We start from the raw sequence: 19,202 nt of genomic DNA on the forward strand, positions 1-19,202 counted from the left end.
GAATGTGGCATGGCGATCCGCCGCCGGGACTTTTTGAAGAGTACAGTTGCTGTCGCCAGCTCGCTCGGCCTGCCGCGGCTCGCGCGCGGCGCTGAAGCCGCGAGCATCTACGATATCGAGCGTTTCGGCAACGCGCGGATCCTGCACCTCACCGATACGCACGCGCAGCTCAACCCGGTTTATTTCCGCGAGCCCGGCGTCAATATCGGCATTGGCGAGATGGCGGGGCAGCCGCCGCATCTGGTCGGTCGCGCCTTCCTGGAGCGCTTCGGCATCCGGCCTGACAGCGCGGACGCCTATGCTTTCACCTGTGTCGAATTCGAAAAGTCCGCCGGCCGTTTCGGCAAGCTCGGCGGCTTCGCCCATCTGAAGACGCTGATCGACCGGCTGCGCAACGATGTCGGCGACAAGCATGCCATGCTGGTCGACGGCGGCGATCTCTGGCAGGGCACCGGGCTCGCCAATGTCATGCAAGGCCGCGACATGGTGGAGGTCGCCAATCTGCTCGGCATCGAGGCGATGACAGGGCATTGGGAATTCACCTATGGTGAAGAGGTACTGCGTGAAAATCTCGAGCACTTCAAGGGCGAGTTCCTGGCGCAGAACGTCTTCCTGACCGAAGAGGCCGCGTTCAACGACGCCCCCGCCTTCGACAAGGCGACGGGCCGTGTATTCAAACCGTCTGTTATCAAGGAGCTCGGTGGCCATCGCGTCGCGATCATCGGCCAGGCATTTCCTTACGTGCCGATCGCCCATCCCAAGCGGTTCACGCCGGACTGGAGCTTTGGCATCCGCGAGGAAGAGCTGCAAAAGCATGTCGATGCGCTGCGCGGCAAGGACAAGGTCGATGCGGTGATCCTGCTGTCGCACAACGGCATGGACGTCGACCTCAAGCTTGCAAGCCGCGTCACGGGCATCAACGTCATTCTCGGCGGCCATACCCATGACGCCGTACCGCAGCCGATCCTGGTGAAGAACGCCGGCGGCACGACGCTCGTCACCAACGCCGGCTCCAACGGGAAATTCCTGGGCGTGCTCGATCTCGCGCTCGACAAGGGCAAGGTCGGCGATGTCAGATATCATCTGCTGCCGGTTTATTCGGAGCTGTTGAAGCCCGATCCTGCGATGGCCGATCTGATCGGAAAGCTGCGCGCACAGCATGTGACCGACTGGTCCGAGAAGATCGCCACGCCCGATCGCCTGCTCTATCGGCGCGACAATTTCGCGGGCCCCGTCGACGAACTGATCTGCACCGCGCTGCGCACCGAGCTCAACGCCGAGATCGCGCTGTCGCCTGGCTTCCGCTGGGGCCTCACCGCTCTGTCCGGCCAGCCGCTGACCATGGAGGACGTGCTCGCGGAGACCGCGATCACCTATCCCGAAACCTATGTGCAGGAGATGACCGGCGCGCAGATCAAGGACGTGCTGGAAGACGTCTGCGACAATCTCTTCAACGCCGATCCCTATTACCAGCAAGGCGGCGACATGGTGCGCGCCGGCGGCCTCAGCTACGCCTGCAGTCCCACCAACGCGATAGGCAGCCGCATCTCCGAGCTGAAGCTCGCCAATGGCAAGGCGCTGAGTGCCAACAGGCACTACAAGGTCGCGGGCTGGGCCTCGGTCAATGCTCAGCAGGGCGCGCCGGTGTGGGACGTGGTCGCCAAATATCTGCGCTCGGGGCGGATGATGCCCGAGCGGCTCGGCACCGGCGTCACACTGAAAGGCGTCGACGGCAATCCGGGCATAGCAGGATAGCGATGATGCGGTCGCAAATCTTCAGCGCGATGCTAGTGGCGCTGCTCACATGGGCGGCGATGCCGCTCACTCTCGCGCAGCAGGTCCCGCTCCAGGACAAGCCGTTCGCCGAGCACAAGATCGTGCTCCAACTTTCCGATGGCGACGTGAAGAAGCAGGCGCTGGTGCTGAGCGTCGCCAACAATCTGCTGAAGGCCTACGACCCCGACAAGATCGCCGTCGAGGTCGTTACCTTCGGTCCCGGCATCGATCTGTTGCTGTCGGGCAACGAGCGCCGCAAGCAGGTCGAAAGCCTGATCGCGCAGGGCGTGCGCTTCGATATCTGCCTCAACACGGTGGATACGGTCGAGCGGGAGACCGGCAAGCGACCCGAGTACATCCCGGGCGCAACGCCGGTGCAGGTGGGCGTGGGGCAGATCCTGTTCCTGGCGGAGAACGGGTATGCGGTGGTGCGGCCGTAACAGGCCTGCGTACCCTCCCGTGGTTATTTGATGGGATGAGTAGGCCGCGGGCTTGCTCAACCTCTCCCGCTTGCGGGGAAGGTCGGCGCGAAGCGCCGGGTGGGGGCTGTTTTCTCTTGGCGACTGTCCCGTTGCGGAGACATCCCCACCCCTCCCCCGCAAGCGGGAGAGGGGGCGCACCTCCTTCGCGGCAACGATAAGCAGCCACCCCAGCCGCCCCCTACAATAAGAATCTTCTAGATTTTCTTGTTTCTGCAGTGAATTACTTCTCTCCCGAGGCTCTGGCGTAGTAGAATTGTTAGAAACGAGTCCACGCCGGGTTCCTGCCATGATCTTCCGCCAGCTCTTCGACAGTGTTTCGGGCACCTACAGTTATGTCCTCGCCAGCCGCGCCGGCGGCGAGGCGCTGATCCTCGATCCCGTGCTGGAGAAGGTCGATCGCTATTGCCAGCTGCTGCGCGAGCTCGATCTCAAGCTGGTCAAGGCGGTCGATACCCATCTTCATGCCGACCACGTCACCGGGCTCGGCGAGCTGCGCGACCGCACCCATTGCATGACCGTGATGGGCGACCAGACCAAGGCCGACGTGGTGGCAATGCGGGTTGCCGACGGCGACAAGGTGACGATCGAGGGCCTGTCGCTCGACGTGATGTACACGCCGGGTCACACCGACGATTCCTATTCCTATCTGATGGGCGATCGCGTCTTCACCGGCGACACGCTTCTGATCCGCGGCACCGGCCGCACCGATTTCCAGAATGGCTCGTCGCGCGCGCAATACGATTCGATCTTCAACCGGCTGCTCAAGCTGCCTGACGAGACGATGGTCTTCCCGGCGCATGACTACAAGGGCGACACCGTCTCGACCATCGGCGAGGAGAAACGCTACAATCCGCGGCTGCAGGTGCGCTCGGTCGACGAATATATCGAGTTGATGGCGAACCTGAAGCTGCCCAACCCGAAGATGATGGACGTGGCGGTGCCGGCCAACATGCATGTCGGCCTGCATCAGGAAGAGCTGGAGAAAGAGGGCCGCGCGCTCAGCGCCGTCGAGGCGATCCGCTCCCTGCACCGGCCCGACATCCTGCTGGTCGATCTGCGCGAGACCAGCGAGCGCATCAAGCACGGCATGCTCGAAGGCGCGCTGCACACGCCCTATCCGAGCGTCGAGGAAAGCCTCAAGCCCGGCGGCATGCTGCGCGAGGTCGCCGCCGCCACCGGCCGCCGCGTCGTGTTCTTCTGCGCCTTCGGCGAGCGCTCGGCGATGGCTGTCGCCGCGGCGAAAGGCGCAGGCCTTGCCAACACCGCCCATATCGCCGGCGGCATCGATGCGTGGAAGAAGGCGGGCGGGCCGGTGGTGCACGGCTGAGTCATGGCGAAAATCGAAAACAAGACCGGAAACAGGACCGCCAAGCCGGGCGAACCACCGAAGACTGTGAACCACAAGGCCGGCAAGCCCCAGCCGCCACGCGACCCCGACGACGATTACGAAGACGGCGACATCGCGACGCCGAAGCTTGATCGTTACGGGACAGACGACGAGCCGCTGTGAGGGGAAGTCGTAGTAGAAGGTGATCTTACACGACGAACGGTACGTTCCCTCCCCCCTTGTGGGGGAGGGCTAGGGAGAGGGGTGCCACACGGGGACTCCATCGATCGCGCGAAAGATCTTCTTCGCGACAACGAATACCTTTTCCTGGGCTACCCCTCTCCCCCACCCTCCCCCACAAGGGGGGAGGGAGCGCAGTGTGCTCTACTGGATGGTCGCGATCGCAACGAGCGACCTCTGCTACCTGCCATGCGCCTGCGTTCATGGACAAACAACCGCCGTCCTCGATAATTTGCGCGCTTCCAGGACGTGAAACGGAACTGCAATGGTCGACGTTCTCGCCGCACCGCAACAAGGCAAGGCGGACAGCGCGCTACGCACGCTGATCGGGATTTCGATCGCCCATTGGGTCAGCCATTTCCATCTGCTGGTCCTGCCGATGCTGTTCCCGTTCCTCAAGAACCAGCTCGGCGTCGGCTATGTCGAGCTCGGCTTTGCGCTGACCGTGTCGGCTGTCGTCTCCGGGCTGACGCAGGCGCCGACCGGTTATCTCGTCGACCATTTTGGCGCGCGCAGGATCCTGCTCGGCGGCTTGATACTCGGCGGGCTCGCGCTGATCATGCTCGGCCTGCACCTCAGCTACGCTTCGCTGATCGCCTGCGCCGTGCTGCTCGGGCTCGCCAATAGCGTCTATCATCCTGCCGACTACGCGATCCTGGCCGAGCACATGGACGAGGCCCGCATGGGCCGCGCCTTCTCGATCCACACCTTCGCCGGCTTTCTCGGCGGCGCCGTGGCACCGGCGATTGTCGCCGCGCTCGTGACCGTCTCCGGCGGCGGCGGCGCGCTGACCGCCTCGGGCGCAATCGGCGTGTCGGTGGCGCTGCTGCTAGTGGTCATGAGCATTCCCGATGCCGGTGCGCACAAGACGAAGCCCGGCGCCGAGAACGCACCGAAGCAGGCCGTGATCACGCCGGCCCTGATCGCGCTCACCGTGCTGTTCATGCTGCTCAGCCTATCGGTCGCGGGTATCAACAATTTCGGCGTGGTCGCGCTGATGGGTGGCTACGGCGCCTCCTATTCCTCTGCCAACGTCATGCTGACCGCCTTCCTTGGCTCCAGCGCCGCGGGCGTACTCGCGGGCGGCTTCCTCGCCGATCACACCGAGCGCCACGGCTATGTCGCCGCCGCCTGCTTTGCCGCCAATGCCGCCATCGTGCTGCTGATCGCGCTGATCACGTTGCCTGTCTGGGTGCTCACCGCCACGATGGCGATTGCCGGCTTCCTCTCCGGCGTGATCGCGCCGTCGCGGGACATGCTGGTGCGCAACGCCGCGCCTCCCGGTGCCGCAGGCCGCGCCTTCGGCATCGTTTCCACCGGCTTCAATCTCGGCGGCATCATCTCACCGCTGCTGTTCGGCTGGATCATGGACCAGAGCGCGCCGCACTGGGTGTTCGGGGCGTCAGTGATCTTCATGGTGGCGACCGTGGTGCTGTCGCCGTTCACTGAGCGGAAGGCGCAAGCGAAGGCTTAAGCATCCGAGTCTTCGCCAAATTGTTCCCCGTGGTTATGGGTCCCGGGATCGGCGCTCCGCTTCGCTGCGCTTGTCCGGACGACGAAACGATAGAGCGACAACACAATAAACAACAAAACGGGAAGAAACACATGAGCACCCCTGATCTCGTGATCCGCGGCGGCACCGTCGCGGACGGCAATGGCGGCGAGTTGTTCGAGGCTGATGTCGCCATGACAGGCGGCAGGATCAGCGAGGTGGGTAAAGTCTCGGCCAAGGGCCGCGAAGAGATCGATGCGCGCGGCAAGCTGGTGACGCCGGGCTTCGTCGACGTCCACACTCATTACGACGGGCAGGTGACCTGGAGCCAGGACATCACGCCGTCGTCGCAAAACGGCGTCACCACCGCGATCATGGGCAATTGCGGCGTCGGCTTTGCGCCCTGCAAGCCTGAAGACCACGTCAGGCTGATCCAGCTGATGGAAGGCGTCGAGGACATTCCGGAGCCGGTGCTGAGCGCCGGCATTCCCTGGGCCTGGGAGAGCTTTCCCGATTACATGGACTGGCTGTCGAAGCGCGATTTCGACATCGATATCGGTGCGCAGTTGCCGCATGCCGCGCTGCGCGTCTATGTGATGGGCGAGCGCGGCGCGCGCCGCGATCCCTCGACCGCCGAGGACAACGCAGCAATGGCGAAGCTCGCGGGCGAAGCGGTGCGATCGGGCGCGCTCGGCTTCTCCACCTCGCGCACGCTCAACCATCGCACCTCGACCGGCGATTTCACCCCGACCTTGAAGGCGGGCGAGGACGAGCTCACCGCGATCGCGGGCGCGATGCACAGCCAAGGCCGCAGCGTGCTGCAATTCGTGCTGGACCTCTCCACCATCCACGAAGACCTGCCGATGATGCTGCGGGTGGCCGATAGCACAAAGTGCCCGATCTCGTTCTCGATCACGCAGAACGACAGATCACCCAACCGCTGGCGCCAGACGCTGGACGAGATCAATGCGGCCGCCAGGCGCGGCCTCTCCATCACCGCGCAGATCGCGGCGCGTCCGGTCGGGCTGCTGCTCGGGCTCGAACTGTCGCGCAATCCGTTCCAGACCCATCCGAGCTACAAGGCCATCGCGCATCTGCCGCTTGGGGAGAGGCTGGCGCGGCTGCGGCAACCTGAGATGCGCAAAGCGATCCTGAGCGAGACGGCGACCGCGACCGACGACCCGCTGTTCTTCCGTCCGAACTACGACAAGATGTTCCTGCTCGGCGATCCCCCCGACTATGAGCAGCCGCCGGAGAACGCGCTGGGCCCGCAGGCGCGCCGGCAGGGACGCCAGCCGGAGGAGCTCGCCTACGACGCGATGCTGTCGGACGAGGGCCGCGGCATGCTCTACGTGCCGTTCCTCAACTATTCCGACGGCAATCTCGATGCGACGCGCGAGATGCTGATCGATCCGCGATCGGTGCCCGGCCTCTCCGACGGCGGCGCCCATTGCGGCATCATCTGCGACGCAAGCTTCCCCACCTATCTGCTGACGCACTGGACGCGCGACCGCACGCGCGGCGAGAAGCTGACGATCCCGTTCGTGGTCGCCGCGCAGTCACGCAAGACCGCGTTGTCGGTGGGGCTGACCGACCGCGGCTTGATCGCGCCGGGCTACAAGGCCGACGTCAACGTGATCGACTACGACCGGCTGCATCTGCATCCGCCGAAGGTGCATTACGACCTGCCGGTCGGCGGCCGCAGGCTGTTGCAGGATGTCGACGGCTATGAGGCGACGATCGTGTCCGGCGTGGTGACGCGGCGGCACGGCGAGGCAACCGGACGCCGGCCGGGGAAGCTGGTTCGTGGCACGCAGGGGATGCAGTAGCGCGGCTGCCGCTTACCTCCCCCTGGAGGGTAAGAAAGCGCGCCGCCGTTACGTCGGCGACACCGCACGCTTCAGCGAAGCGGTCGGAGCCGCGCCGCGCGTCAGCCTCGCCTTTTCGGTGTTCGGCCACAACAGCAGCAGGCCGATGACGCCGGAGCCGATCATCACCACTGCGTTGATGGTGAAGCCGGTCATGTAGCCGTCGAGCATGCTGCCGGCGCGCTGGATCACGGTGCCCATCACCATCGGCGCGATGATGCCCGAGAGCGTGTAGAGCGCGCCGTAGATCGCGATGACGGCGCCGCGCTGCGAGGCCGGCGTGAATTCGCCGAGCATCGGCGGGCAGACCACATAGATCGCTCCGCACAGGCCGGAGCCGACCACGAGCAGGGCAATCTGCAGGCCCGCACCCGCAACATGCGGCATCATCGCCAGGATCAGGCCGCCGATGATCAGCGGCACCGAGCCGAGCACGCCGCGCGAGATGCGGGTGGTGTAGCCGCGCGCCATCATCACCTGCGAGATCCAGCCCGTCAGGATGACGATGGTGGCGCCGAACACCCAGGGCAGGATCGAGATGAAGCCGGCCTGGCTCTGCGAGAAGCCGAGCCCCTTGACGATGAAGGGCGTGAACCAGGTGAGCCCCAGCGACAGCGCCCAATAGGCGCCGAAGGTCGCAATCACGCAGCCGAGGAAGGTGCGCGAGGTGAGAAGCTGGAGGTAGGGAATTTTCGGCTCATTGACCGCGAGCGCCTGCGTGTCCTCGAGCGGGCCTTCCACACCGAGCGCGAGCCAGGCGCAGACCCAGATCAGGCCGACGACACCGAGCGCGCCGAAGGCATAGTGCCAGGAATGATTGACGATGACCCAGTTCAGTGCCGGAACGGCCAGGATCACGCCGAACGCCGAGCCCTGCGACAGGATCGCGGTCGGCAGCGTGCGCTTCTCGTCCGGGAACCATTTGTAGATCGCATGCGCCGCGACCGAGAAAGCCGGGCCTTCGCCCGCACCGAGCACGATGCGGCAGATCAAGAGCGTGGTGAAGGAGACGGTGCCGACCATCGGAAACTGCGCCAGCGCCCAGATCACCGCCAAGGTCAGCAGCACATAGCGCGTGGCGACCTTGTTGACGATGAAACCGACCACGATGGCCGAGATCGAGAACAGGAAGAAGAACGAGGAGCCGAGCAGGCCGAACTGCTCCGGCTGGAGCTTCAGGTCGGTCATGATCGGCACGCCGGCGAGGCCGACGACAATCTTGTCCGCGAAGTTCACGACCATGAAGAGGAAGAGGAGAAAAGTGACGGTCCAGGCGCCCTTCGGCGTCGCCGTCGTCCCCTGGGACGTCCCTGCCGTCCTGCCCGCCATATTGGGCGTTCCCTGAGCGCTCATCGTTCTCCCCGCATGTTCTTTTGTCGGCACTTTTGATTTGGCCGTCCCGCGAGCTAACAACGGCTTGAACGGCAACGCAACCCCGGCATTTCCACGCCAGGTGTGCTACGCAACATCGAGTAAATTCCGTCCGGCGCACTGATCTTGCTGAGCATCCGAAACCTCTCAAAGACCTTCACCTCGGCCGGCGAGCCGGTCCATGTGCTGCGCGGGGTCGACCTCGACCTCAGGGCAGGTGAACGCGTCGCGCTCACGGGCGAATCCGGCAGCGGCAAGAGCACGCTGCTGCACCTGATCGCGGGGTTGGACGCCGCCGATGCCGGCTCGATCCGGCTGGGAGATACCGAGATCACCGGGCTGACGGATGCGGGCCGCGCCGAATTGCGCCGCGACCGGATCGGCCTGGTGTTTCAGCAATTCAACCTGATCCCGAGCCTGTCGGTCGCGGACAATCTCGCCTTCCAGGCGCGCATTGCCGGTCGGCATGACGCCGCCTGGACCAGGGAGCTGGTCGAGCGGCTCGGGCTCGGCGGCCTGCTCAGGCGTTATCCCGAGCAAATATCGGGCGGTCAGCAGCAGCGCGTCGCGATCGGCCGTGCCCTGGCGACAAAACCGTCGCTGCTGCTGGCGGACGAGCCGACCGGCAATCTGGATGAAGCCACCGCCGATGACGTGCTGGCGCTGACGCGCGACCTCGTCGCGCGCACCGGCTGCGGCTTCCTGATGGTGACGCACAGCCTGCATCTGGCCGGAACGCTCGACCGCCACATCGTGCTGCACGCAGGGCGGATCGCATGAGGCGCGCGCTGTGGGTGCTGGCGGTGCTGCTCAGCCATTGGCGGCGACACCGAATGCAGTTCGCGACGCTGCTGATCGGGCTGATCGCGGCCACCGCGCTGTGGAGCGGCGTGCAGGCGATCAACCAGCAGGCCCGCACAGCCTACGACCGCGCGGCGGCGACGTTCGGCGGCGTGCGCACGGCGACGCTGGTCGCGCCTGAGGCGGCGACGTTTCCGCAGGATTTATTCGTCAAGCTTCGCCGCGGGGGCTGGCCGGTTTCACCTGCCCTGGAAGGGCGGGTGCAGATCAACGGGCGATCGATGCGGCTGCTCGGCATCGAGCCGGTGACGCTGCCGGCCGATGTTGGCAATGCGCCGCGCCTCGGCGCCGCGGATCTCAGCAGCTTCGTCGCGGCGCCCGGGCAGACGCTGGTGGCGCGGGAGACGCTCCGAGACTTACAGGAGAGTGAAGGCGCAACGCCGTCGATCAGCAGCGGCGCGAAGCTGCCGCCGCTGCATGTGCTGCCGCAGCTCGTGCCCGACGTGCTGGTGGTCGATATCGGCGTCGCGCAACGGCTGCTCAACAAGCCAGATCAAGTCTCCCGCCTGCTGATCGGCAAGGCGAAGAGCAAGCCCGCGCCGCTGCAGAGCATCGTCGGCGAGCAGTTGCAGTTGATAGCGCCGACCGCCGAGACCGAGCTGGAACGGCTGACCGACAGTTTCCATCTCAACCTCACCGCGTTTGGCCTGCTGTCGTTCTTCGTCGGCCTCTTCATCGTCAACTCCGCCGTCGGCCTTGCCTTCGAGCAGCGGCTGCCGATGCTGCGGACCTTGCGCGCCTGTGGCGCTTCGGCGCGGCTGGTCAACAGCGTACTGGTCGTCGAACTGGTGGCACTGGCGCTGGTCGCGGGTCTGATCGGGCTCGTCTGCGGCTATGTCATCGCGGCGGCGCTGCTGCCTGATGTTGCGGCATCGTTGCGCGGGCTTTATGGCGCGCAGATTCCGGGGCAGCTCACGTTAAGGCCCGAATGGTGGCTCGCCGGCATCGGCATCAGCGTCGCGGGCGCACTGGTGGCGGCGGCGACCAGCCTGATCAAGGCGATCCGCATGCCCGTGCTGGCGACCGCGCAGCCGCGCGCGTGGCAGCAGCGGCAGCGCCGCTGGCTGGTCCTGCAAAGCTGTGCCGCCTGCGCCGTGTTCGGCGTCGCGTTGCTCCTGCTCCAGTACGGGCAATCGCTGATCGCGGGGTTTGGCGTGCTGGCCGCGCTGATGCTCGGCGCGGCGCTGATCCTGCCGGCGTTCCTGGAGGTTCTTTTGCTCGCGGGCCAGCATCTGGCGCGCGGACCGCTGGCGCTGTGGTTCTGGGCGGACAGCCGGCAGCAGCTCTCCGGCCTGTCGCTGGCGCTGATGGCGCTGCTGCTCGCGCTCGCGGTCAATGTCGGGGTTTCCACCATGGTGGAGACCTTCAGCCGCACTTTCGTCGGCTGGCTCGACGGGCGGCTCGCGGCCGACGTCTACATCAGCGCTGCCGACAATGCGCAAGGCGCGGCGATCCGCAACTGGCTGAAGGACCGGCCCGAGGTGCAGGCGATCCTGTCGGGCGGGCGCGCTGAGACCCAGGTTCAGGGACAGCCGGTGGAACTGCTCGGCCTGCCCGATCACCGGCTCTATCGCGAGCGCTGGCCGCTGCTGGAAACAGCGCCGCGCGCCTGGACGCAGCTCGTGCCGGGCAATGCCGCCTTCATCAGCGAGCAACTCAGCCGCCGCCTCCACGTTCGCATCGGCGATGTCATCGAGGTGCCGGCGCCGGGAGGGACCTGGGAGCTCGACATCGTCGGCATCTATGCCGATTACGGCAATCCCAAGGGGCAGCTCGCAGTGAATATTGCGGCGCTGATCCGGCAGTTTCCGCAGACGCCGCAGACCCGGATCGGGTTGATCGTCCCGCGCGACAAGATTCCCGGCTTGATCGCGGCGTTGCAGAAGCAGTTCGCGCTCGACGACCGCGCGGTGGCGGACCAGGCGACGGTGAAGGCCGAATCGATCCGGATCTTCAACCGCACCTTTGCAGTGACCTCGGCGCTGAATGCCTTCACGCTCGGCGTCGCCGGCATCGCGCTCTTGACCAGCCTTCTGACGCTGGCGAATTCGCGGCTGCCACAGCTCGCGCCGCTCTGGGCGATCGGCATCACCCGGCCGCGCCTTGCCGCGATCGAGCTGACCAAGACGCTGTCGGTCGCGCTGTTCACCTCGCTGCTGGCCGTGCCGCTCGGGCTCTTAGTGGCGTGGTGCCTGATCGCGATCGTGAACGTGAAGGCGTTCGGCTGGCGGCTGCCGTTCCATGTGTTTCCGCTGCAACTCGTCGAGCTGGTCGCGGTCGCGCTTGTAGCCTCGCTGCTGGCCGCGCTGCTGCCGGTGCTGCGGCTGGCGCGGATGCAGCCGGCGAATCTCGTCAAGGTGTTTGCCAATGAGCGCTGACAGACTCTCGCGCCGTACGTTTGCCGGCGGCATCGCCGCGCTGGCGCTCGCGCGCCGCGCCGGTGCGCAGGGCTATGCGGGGCTCGGTGAAACGGCCGATGGCTTTGCGAAGGTCACGCCTGGAAGGGCATTCACCTTTCCTGCCGATCACGGCCCACACCCGGAATTTCGCATCGAGTGGTGGTATCTGACGGCAAATCTCGTCGATGCCAGCGGCGCGGCGTGCGGACTGCAATGGACGCTGTTCCGCCAGGCCGCGAAGCCGGGGCCGCAAGGCGAAGGCTGGGCCAATCAGCAGATCTGGATGGCGCATGCGGCGGTGACGCGCGCCGACACCCACCGTTTCAACGAGCGGTTTTCGCGGGGCGGCATCGGCCAGGCCGGTGTCGAGGCGAGGCCGTTCGCGGCGTGGATCGACGATTGGGAGATGAAAGGTTCTGAGCGCACCGACGATCGCTCCTTGTCGCCGGTGACGCTGCAGGCCTCGAGCACCGATTTCAGCTACGCGCTGACGCTGGAAGCCGATCGCCCGGTCGTGTTGCAGGGCGATCACGGCTACAGCCGCAAATCCGAGCGCGGGCAGGCATCCTACTATTACAGTCAGCCGTTCTACCGCGCGCGCGGCACTCTCACGATCGACGACATCCAGGTCGATGTCACGGGCCAGGCCTGGATGGACCGGGAATGGAGCAGCCAACCGCTCGATACCGACCAGACCGGCTGGGACTGGCTGTCGCTGCATCTTTCCTCCGGCGACAAGCTGATGCTGTACCGGCTGCGTCAGAAAGACGGCAAAGGCTATCCGTTCGGCAACTGGATCAGCGCCAGCGGCGAGACGCAGATGATCGCGGGAAGCGACATCCAGATGGCGCCAAAGGCCACGGCGGAGGTGGCAGGACGCAAGCTGCCGGTGGAATGGCAAATCGCGATCCCCTCACGCTCATTCTCGATTGCCTGCAAGCCGCTCAATCCTGCGGCATGGATGGGGACCGGCTTCTCCTATTGGGAAGGACCGATCAGCTTCGCCGGTACGCATGACGGCGTTGGCTATCTCGAGCTGACCGGCTATTGAAGCGCGGTCTGTTTGAAGGGACCAGCGATGTATCACCTCACCGCCCTCGTCACGCTGCTGGCGATCGCATTCTATTTCTTCACCTGCATCTACGTGTCGCGCTCGCGCAGCAAGACCGGCGTCAAGGCGCCGGCGATGTCCGGCCATCCGGACTTCGAGCGCGCCTTCCGCATCCAGATGAACACGCTGGAATGGATGCCGATCTTCCTGCCGGCGCTCTGGCTGTTCGCGATCTATGTCAGCAATGCCGGCGCCGCGGCGATCGGCGCCGTCTGGATCGTCGGCCGCATCGTCTATTTCATCGGCTATTCGCAGGCGGCCGCCAAGCGCGGCCCGGGCTTTGCGATCCAGGCCACCGCCGCGATCGCCCTGTGGGCGGGGGCGCTGGGCGCGGTGGTGTTGAGGTTGGTGTAGTGAGCCCGGCTGCGTCCATACTCTCGGTGTCATCCCGGACAAGCGAACGCAGTGAGCGCTGATCCGGGATCCATAACCGCAGGATCGCGTTTGGCGAAGACTCGGAGTTAGCAGTTCGCGCGACAACATAACCCTGTGGCTATGGGTCCCCGCCTTCGCGGGGACGACAGAGGAGTTTGTAGCGCGAGCGCTGCCTCTTCCCGTTACTTCGTCAGCGGGCAGCCGCTTTCCTTGGCGGTGAAGAAGGCCTGGTCGCCGGGGACCACGGCGAGCTGCTTGTAATAGTCCCACGGCTTCTTCGATTCCGAGGGCTTCTTGACCTCGAACAGATACATGTCGTGGACCATGCGGCCGTTCTCGAGCACCTTGCCCTTGGCGAAGGCGTCGTCGACCGGCAGCTCCTTCAGCTTCTTGGCAACCGCCTCGGTATCCTTGGTGCCAGCGGCTTTCACCGCCTTCAGATAGCTCAGCGTCGCCGAATAGGTGCCGGCGTGGATCATGCTCGGCATCCGCCCGGTGCGCTTGAAGAAGCGCTCGGAGAACGCTCGTGTCGTGTCGTCATGATCCCAGTAGAAGCCTTCGGTCAGCACCAGGCCCTGCGCCGCCTGCAGGCCGAGACCATGTACTTCGGCGAGCGTCATCAGGAGGCCCGCGAGCTTCTGGCCGCCCGAGACGATGCCGAATTCGGCCGCCTGCTTGATCGAGTTGGTGGTGTCCTGGCCGGCATTGGCGAGGCCGACGATCTTCGCCTTCGAGCTCTGCGCCTGCAGCAGGAAGGAGGAGAAGTCCGAGGAGTTGAGCGGCACGCGGACCGAGCCCAGCACCTTGCCGCCATTGGCGGTGACGATCTCGCTGGTGTCCTTTTCCAGCGCGTAGCCGAAGGCATAGTCCGCAGTGAGGAAGAACCAGCTGTCGCCGCCCGCCTTGGTCAGCGCGCCGCCGGTGCCGACCGCGAGCGCATGGGTATCGAACGCCCAGTGGAAGCCGTAAGGCGAGCACGCCGAGCCGGTGATGCTCGACGTCGCCGCGCCGACCACGATGTCGATCTTCTTCTTTTCCTTCGACAGGTCCTGCACGGCGAGCGCCACCGACGACGTCGTCAGCTCCGTGATCATGTCGACATTGTCGGCGTCATACCAGCGTCGCGCGATGGAGGTGGCCAGATCCGGCTTGTTCTGGTGATCGGCGGTGACCATCTCGATCTTCTGGCCGAGTACTTCCCCGCCAAAATCCTCGATCGCCATCTTGGCCGCTTCGACGGAGTACTTGCCGCCGTAATCGGCATAGACGCCGGACTGGTCGTTGAGAATGCCGATCTTGACGCTTTGTCCCGTTCCTTGCGCGGAGGCCGGCGCGGCGAGCAAGAGAGCCGAAATTGCGGCAGCGGCCAAAAGTCCTGATTTCATCTGTTATCTCCCAGCATTGTTCTGTTTTGAAATCGCGCGGATAGTAGTGAAGAAGATCGGCCGTGCCCATGGGTTTATGTTGGCTATTGGTATAGCTGGCGCCATCCCAAAAGCCGTCGTCCTGGGAAGCCTTAAGCGGCCGCCTCCGGCTTTTTGTCCCGCCGCCCCTCCGCCAGGTTCCGCACCACCACGTAGAAGATCGGCGTGAACAAGAGGCCGAACAGGGTGACGCCGATCATGCCGAAGAACACGGCGACACCGACCGCCTGGCGCATCTCGGAGCCCGAGCCGGACGAGATCACCAGCGGCAGCACGCCAAGGATGAAGGCGAAGGACGTCATCAGGATCGGCCGCAAGCGAAGCCGGCAGGCTTCGATGACGGCTTCCAGCCGCGGCTTGCCTTCGAGCTCGATGTCGCGGGCGAACTCGACGATGAGGATCGCATTCTTCGCCGCCAATCCCACCAGCACGACGAAGCCTATCTGTGTGAGAATGTTGACGTCCTGCCCCATGATGCGCACCCCGATGGTCGCGGCGAGCAGGCACATCGGCACGATCAGGATCACCGCGAACGGCAAGGTCCAGCTGCCATATTGCGCGGCGAGCACGAGATAGACGAACAGCACGCAGATCGGGAATACGTAAAGACCGGCGTTGCCGCCGTTGATCTGCTGATAAGACAGGTCCGTCCACTCGAAGCTGAAGCCGCTCGGCAAGGTCTCGTCGGCAAGCTTCTTGATGGTGTTGAGCGCTGTGGTCGAGCTTACGCCCGGCGCCGGCTCGCCCTGAAGCTCGGACGCTGCGTAGAGATTGTAGCGCGCGACGCGGTCGGGGCCGGAGATATCCCTGAAGTCAACTACGCTGCCGAGCATCACCATGTCGCCGGAGGCGTTGCGCGTGCGCAGCCGCGCGAGATCGCTGGGTTCTTTGCGGAACGGGAAATCCGCCTGCGCGGTGACGTGATAGGTACGGCCGAACAGGTTGAAGTCGTTGACATAGGTCGATCCGAAATAGGTCTGGATCGTTTCGTTGATGTTGGAGATGGGAACGCCGAGCTTCTGCGCCTTGGTGCGGTCGATGTCGACGAACAGTTGCGGCGTGTTGGCGGAGAACGGCGAGAACACCGAGGGGCCAAGGAGCAAGGGCGATTTGCGCGCGGCGGCGACGAGCTCGTCGGTCGCGGACGCCAGCAGCTCCGGTCCGCGGCCCTGCCGATCCTGGATGCGGATGGCGAAACCGCCGCCGGTGCCGATGCCCGGCACCGCGGGCGGCGGAATCACGATGATGAAGGCGCCCTGGATCGCGGCGAGGCGCTTGCGCAGCTCGGCCGTGATGGCGTTGGCGGTGAGTCCCTTCTTCAGTCGCGCCTCGGGCTCGTCGAACACCGGGAACAGCGCGGCCGCATTGCCCGCCTGGGTGCGCGTGGCGCCAGAGAAGCCGGCAAAGGCGGCGACGCGGATGATGCCCGGCGTGTCCAGCGAGATCCGCTCGATCTCGCGCACGATCTCGGTGGTTCGCGCGAGCGACGCCGCGCCCGGCAATTGCACCGAGATGATGACGTAGCCGCGGTCCTGCGCGGGAATAAAGCCCTGCGACGTGGTCCCGATCAGCCAGCCGGCGCTGCCGATCAGCACCAGATAGATCAGCAGCATCACCGCGGAGTGCCTGATGACGAAGTTGGCGACGCCGGCATAGCCGTGCGACAGCCGGTCGAACGCGCGATTGAACGCGCCGGTAAAGGCGGCCCAGCCGCGCGCGATCAGATTCCAGGCGGCGGGCGGCCGCTTCTCCTCATGAGGCGTCAGGATCTGCGAGGCCAGCGCCGGCGACAACGTCAGCGAGCAGAAGCAGGAGATCGCGGTCGCAACCGCAATGGTGACCGCGAATTGCTGGAAGAACTGCCCGGATATGCCGCCCAGGAACGCCGTCGGTACGAACACCGCGCACAGCACCAGCGCAATCGAGACCAGCGCGCCGCCGACCTCCTCCATCGTTTTCAGCGCCGCATCGCGCCGGCTGAGCCCGTGCTCGAGATGGCGCTCGACATTTTCGACCACGACGATGGCGTCGTCGACCACGATGCCGACGGCGAGCACGAGCCCGAACAGCGTAAGATTGTTGATGGAGAACCCGAGGGCCGCCATCACCGCAAAAGTGCCGACCAGCGACACCGGAATCGCGATGATCGGGATGATCGCGGGACGCCAGCCCTGCAGGAACACCAGCACCACGACCACGACGAGCAGCATGGCTTCATAGATGGTCTTGATCAGCTCGTGAACGGATTGCGCGATGAACTCGGTCGGGTTGTAACCGATATTGTAGTCCAGGCCCTTCGGAAAACTCTCCTTCAGCTTCGTCATGGTGTCGGAGATGTGCTTCGCCGTCGCGAGCGCATTCGATCCCGGCCGCTGCGTCACCAGCATGGCGACCGCCGATTTGCGCAGCAGGAAGCTGTTGGTGGAATAGGCGAGCGCGCCGAGCTCGACGCGGGCGACGTCGCGCAGCCGCACCGTGCGACCGTCCGAGCCGGCCTTGATCAGGATATCCTCGAACTGCTTCTGATCTTTCAAACGTCCCGTGAAGACGAGGTTCGGCTGGAAGGCGCGGTCGGCGATCGGCGGCTCGGCGATCTGGCCGCCGGCGATCTGCACGTTCTGGGCACGGATCGCGGCCAGCACCTCGCTCGAAGTCAGGCCGAGATTGGCAATGCGGTCAGGGTCGAGCCAGAGCCGCATCGAATAGTCGCGCGCACCGAAAATCTGGATGTCGCCGACGCCGTCGATGCGCAACAGCTGGTCGCGAACCTGGAGCAGCGCGTAATTGGAGATGTAGAGCTGGTCGAACGTGTCGTCCGGCGACAGCATGAACACGACCATCAGAATGTCGGGCGAGTTCTTGCGGGTGACGACGCCGTTGCGCTGCACCTCGTCCGGCAATTGCGGCTGCGCGATGGCGACACGGTTCTGCACCAGCACCTGCGCCTTGTCGAGATCGGTGCCCAGCTTGAAGGTGACGGTGATGGTGAGCTGGCCGTTCGAGGTCGCCTGGCTGTAGAGATACAGCATGTCCTCGACGCCGTTGATCTGCTGCTCGATTGGTGCGGCGACGGTATCGGACACGGTCTGCGCCGAGGCGCCCGGATATTGCGTGGTGACGACGACCGTCGGCGGCACCACTTGCGGATATTCGGAGATCGGCAGCGTCGAATAGGCGAGCGTACCGACGATCAGGAGCACGATCGACAGCACCATCGCGAGGATGGGCTGATTGATGGAGAGGCGGCCAAGGTTCATGACTTGTCACCAGCCTTGCCACCGGCCGGCGCTTGAGCGGTCTGCGGGGTCACCTTGGCGCCGACGCGGGCGCGCTGGATGCCGTTGACGATGACGCGGTCCTCGGCCTTCAGGCCTTCGCGGATCACGCGCAGGCCGTCCTCAAGCGGCCCGAGCACCACGGGCCGCGCCTCCACGGTGTCGTCGGACTTCACCACGAACACGATCTTGCGCGACTGGTCGGTTGCGACAGCGGCATCCGGCACCAACAGCGCCTCGTAGGGCGCGCTGCCGATCAGGCGGACGCGGCCGAACTGGCCGGGCAGGATCGACAGATCGGTGTTCTTGACGACGGCGCGGCTGCGCAGCGTGCCGGTGGAGACATCGAGGCGGTTGTCGAGGAAGTTGACGGAGCCCTCATGCGAGGGCTTGGTTTCGCCGGCGAGCGTCACCTGCACGGGATTGGCCGTGTCGCGCGAGCTCGGGCGCTTCCCCTCGAACCAGAGCTTGCTGTATTTCATGAAGGCCGTCTCATCCATGTCGAAATAGATGTAGATCGGGTCCATCGTCACGATCGAGGTCAGCAAGGTCGAAGAACCGTTGTCGCTGCCCTGCACGAGATTGCCGGGACTGACGAGATGGCGGCTGACACGGCCGGTGATCGGCGCGGTGACATGGGTGAACTCGATGTTGAGCCGGGCGGCCTTCAGTGCACCCTCGGCCTGGGTCTCGGCGGCGTGCGCGGCCTGCAAGGCCTGGCGGCGCTGGTCGACGACCTGCTCGGACACCGCGCTGGTCTGGACCAGGTTCAGGCCGCGGTCGAGTTCGCGCTTGGCCAGCTCCACCTTGGCGCGGGCGTCGGAGAGCTGGCCGTCGGCCTGCTCGGCCACCGCCTCGAAGGGACGCGGGTCAATCACATAAAGCAGATCGCCTTGGTGGACGATCGCGCCGTCCTGGAACTCGACGGAGTTGACGAAGCCGCCGACGCGAGGACGCACCTGCACCTCCTCGACCGCCTCGAACCGGCCGGTGTACTCATCCCAATCGGTGACCGTGCGCTTGACCGGCTGCGCGACAGTGACCGGCGGCGGTGGCGGCGCGGCCGCCTGCGAGGTCGGCTGTCCGCAACCGCTGAGCGCGAAGGCCGCTACGAGCAGGCCGGCTAACGCGCAAGTCCGGGACTGAACGAAATCGTGCGTCGTGGCAAATTGCTCGCTTCCGTCCGGTCCGCTCATCCCAG

At 65.3% G+C, this 19,202-nt stretch carries 14 protein-coding genes; 10 read left to right on the forward strand and 4 right to left on the reverse strand.

Annotated features, from left to right (window positions below; translation table 11 throughout):
* Positions 1–9: 9 nt before the first annotated feature.
* The 6 genes from soxB to X265_RS34940 all read left to right on the forward strand — a co-directional run bounded on the left by soxB (position 10) and on the right by X265_RS34940 (position 7,146).
* Positions 10–1,755 carry a thiosulfohydrolase SoxB gene (gene soxB, locus X265_RS34915; RefSeq protein ID WP_128968950.1) on the forward strand — a complete coding sequence of 582 codons (1,746 nt, stop codon included), beginning with the start codon at positions 10–12 and terminating at the stop codon, positions 1,753–1,755.
* 2 nt (positions 1,756–1,757) lie between these two features.
* Positions 1,758–2,216 (forward strand): DsrE family protein, encoded by a 459-nt coding sequence (locus X265_RS34920; RefSeq protein WP_128968951.1) that lies wholly within the window; start codon positions 1,758–1,760, stop codon positions 2,214–2,216.
* Between the two features lie 328 nt (positions 2,217–2,544).
* Positions 2,545–3,585, forward strand: a complete 1,041-nt coding sequence (locus X265_RS34925; protein WP_128968952.1) for an MBL fold metallo-hydrolase — start codon at positions 2,545–2,547, stop codon at positions 3,583–3,585.
* A 3-nt stretch (positions 3,586–3,588) separates the two neighbouring features.
* Positions 3,589–3,768 (forward strand): hypothetical protein, encoded by a 180-nt coding sequence (locus X265_RS34930; RefSeq protein WP_128968953.1) that lies wholly within the window; start codon positions 3,589–3,591, stop codon positions 3,766–3,768.
* Between the two features lie 322 nt (positions 3,769–4,090).
* Positions 4,091–5,299: an MFS transporter gene (locus tag X265_RS34935; protein ID WP_128968954.1), complete on the forward strand. Its 1,209-nt coding sequence runs from the start codon at positions 4,091–4,093 to the stop codon at positions 5,297–5,299.
* 131 nt (positions 5,300–5,430) lie between these two features.
* Entirely contained in the window at positions 5,431–7,146 is a 1,716-nt protein-coding gene (locus X265_RS34940) for an N-acyl-D-amino-acid deacylase family protein (protein ID WP_128968955.1), read from the forward strand.
* 48 nt (positions 7,147–7,194) lie between these two features.
* Here the strand turns inward: X265_RS34940 and X265_RS34945 are convergent, their stop codons facing one another.
* A complete protein-coding gene (locus tag X265_RS34945) occupies positions 7,195–8,538 on the reverse strand; it encodes an MFS transporter (RefSeq protein ID WP_128968956.1) in 1,344 nt (447 codons plus the stop codon).
* Between the two features lie 144 nt (positions 8,539–8,682).
* Here X265_RS34945 and X265_RS34950 point away from each other — a divergent pair, with 144 nt between their 5' ends.
* From X265_RS34950 to X265_RS34965, 4 genes are read left to right on the forward strand one after another with little or no spacing between them, the layout of a single operon-like run.
* Positions 8,683–9,336, forward strand: a complete 654-nt coding sequence (locus X265_RS34950) for an ABC transporter ATP-binding protein (protein ID WP_128968957.1) — start codon at positions 8,683–8,685, stop codon at positions 9,334–9,336.
* The gene (locus X265_RS34955) at positions 9,333–11,795 is read left to right on the forward strand and encodes an FtsX-like permease family protein (RefSeq protein WP_128968958.1); all 2,463 of its coding nucleotides are present in this window, start codon (positions 9,333–9,335) and stop codon (positions 11,793–11,795) included. Before X265_RS34950 ends, X265_RS34955 begins: the two co-directional genes overlap by 4 nt.
* Positions 11,785–12,867 (forward strand): lipocalin-like domain-containing protein, encoded by a 1,083-nt coding sequence (locus X265_RS34960; protein ID WP_128968959.1) that lies wholly within the window; start codon positions 11,785–11,787, stop codon positions 12,865–12,867. Before X265_RS34955 ends, X265_RS34960 begins: the two co-directional genes overlap by 11 nt.
* A gap of 27 nt (positions 12,868–12,894) precedes the next feature.
* Positions 12,895–13,281, forward strand: a complete 387-nt coding sequence (locus tag X265_RS34965) for an MAPEG family protein (RefSeq protein WP_128968960.1) — start codon at positions 12,895–12,897, stop codon at positions 13,279–13,281.
* Between the two features lie 203 nt (positions 13,282–13,484).
* On the opposite strand, the gene X265_RS34970 is transcribed toward X265_RS34965, so the two are convergent.
* The 3 genes from X265_RS34970 to X265_RS34980 form a co-directional block, all read right to left on the reverse strand.
* Positions 13,485–14,687, reverse strand: a complete 1,203-nt coding sequence (locus tag X265_RS34970) for an ABC transporter substrate-binding protein (RefSeq protein ID WP_128968961.1) — start codon at positions 14,685–14,687, stop codon at positions 13,485–13,487.
* A gap of 131 nt (positions 14,688–14,818) precedes the next feature.
* Positions 14,819–17,983 (reverse strand): efflux RND transporter permease subunit, encoded by a 3,165-nt coding sequence (locus X265_RS34975; protein ID WP_128968962.1) that lies wholly within the window; start codon positions 17,981–17,983, stop codon positions 14,819–14,821.
* Entirely contained in the window at positions 17,980–19,197 is a 1,218-nt protein-coding gene (locus tag X265_RS34980; RefSeq protein ID WP_164938947.1) for an efflux RND transporter periplasmic adaptor subunit, read from the reverse strand. Before X265_RS34980 ends, X265_RS34975 begins: the two co-directional genes overlap by 4 nt.
* Positions 19,198–19,202: the final 5 nt, after the last annotated feature.

Source organism: Bradyrhizobium guangdongense (assembly GCF_004114975.1).
Lineage (GTDB): Bacteria > Pseudomonadota > Alphaproteobacteria > Rhizobiales > Xanthobacteraceae > Bradyrhizobium > Bradyrhizobium guangdongense.

Excerpts from the sequence above, each read along its gene's own strand:
- soxB (WP_128968950.1), top strand. The coding sequence starts at position 10 with ATGGCGATCCGCCGCCGGGACTTTTTGAAGAGTACAGTTGCTGTCGCC.
- X265_RS34920 (WP_128968951.1), top strand. The coding sequence starts at position 1,758 with ATGATGCGGTCGCAAATCTTCAGCGCGATGCTAGTGGCGCTGCTCACA.
- X265_RS34925 (WP_128968952.1), top strand. The coding sequence starts at position 2,545 with ATGATCTTCCGCCAGCTCTTCGACAGTGTTTCGGGCACCTACAGTTAT.
- X265_RS34930 (WP_128968953.1), top strand. The coding sequence starts at position 3,589 with ATGGCGAAAATCGAAAACAAGACCGGAAACAGGACCGCCAAGCCGGGC.
- X265_RS34935 (WP_128968954.1), top strand. The coding sequence starts at position 4,091 with ATGGTCGACGTTCTCGCCGCACCGCAACAAGGCAAGGCGGACAGCGCG.
- X265_RS34940 (WP_128968955.1), top strand. The coding sequence starts at position 5,431 with ATGAGCACCCCTGATCTCGTGATCCGCGGCGGCACCGTCGCGGACGGC.
- X265_RS34945 (WP_128968956.1), bottom strand. The coding sequence starts at position 8,538 with ATGAGCGCTCAGGGAACGCCCAATATGGCGGGCAGGACGGCAGGGACG.
- X265_RS34955 (WP_128968958.1), top strand. The coding sequence starts at position 9,333 with ATGAGGCGCGCGCTGTGGGTGCTGGCGGTGCTGCTCAGCCATTGGCGG.
- X265_RS34960 (WP_128968959.1), top strand. The coding sequence starts at position 11,785 with ATGAGCGCTGACAGACTCTCGCGCCGTACGTTTGCCGGCGGCATCGCC.
- X265_RS34965 (WP_128968960.1), top strand. The coding sequence starts at position 12,895 with ATGTATCACCTCACCGCCCTCGTCACGCTGCTGGCGATCGCATTCTAT.
- X265_RS34970 (WP_128968961.1), bottom strand. The coding sequence starts at position 14,687 with ATGAAATCAGGACTTTTGGCCGCTGCCGCAATTTCGGCTCTCTTGCTC.
- X265_RS34975 (WP_128968962.1), bottom strand. The coding sequence starts at position 17,983 with ATGAACCTTGGCCGCCTCTCCATCAATCAGCCCATCCTCGCGATGGTG.
- X265_RS34980 (WP_164938947.1), bottom strand. The coding sequence starts at position 19,197 with ATGAGCGGACCGGACGGAAGCGAGCAATTTGCCACGACGCACGATTTC.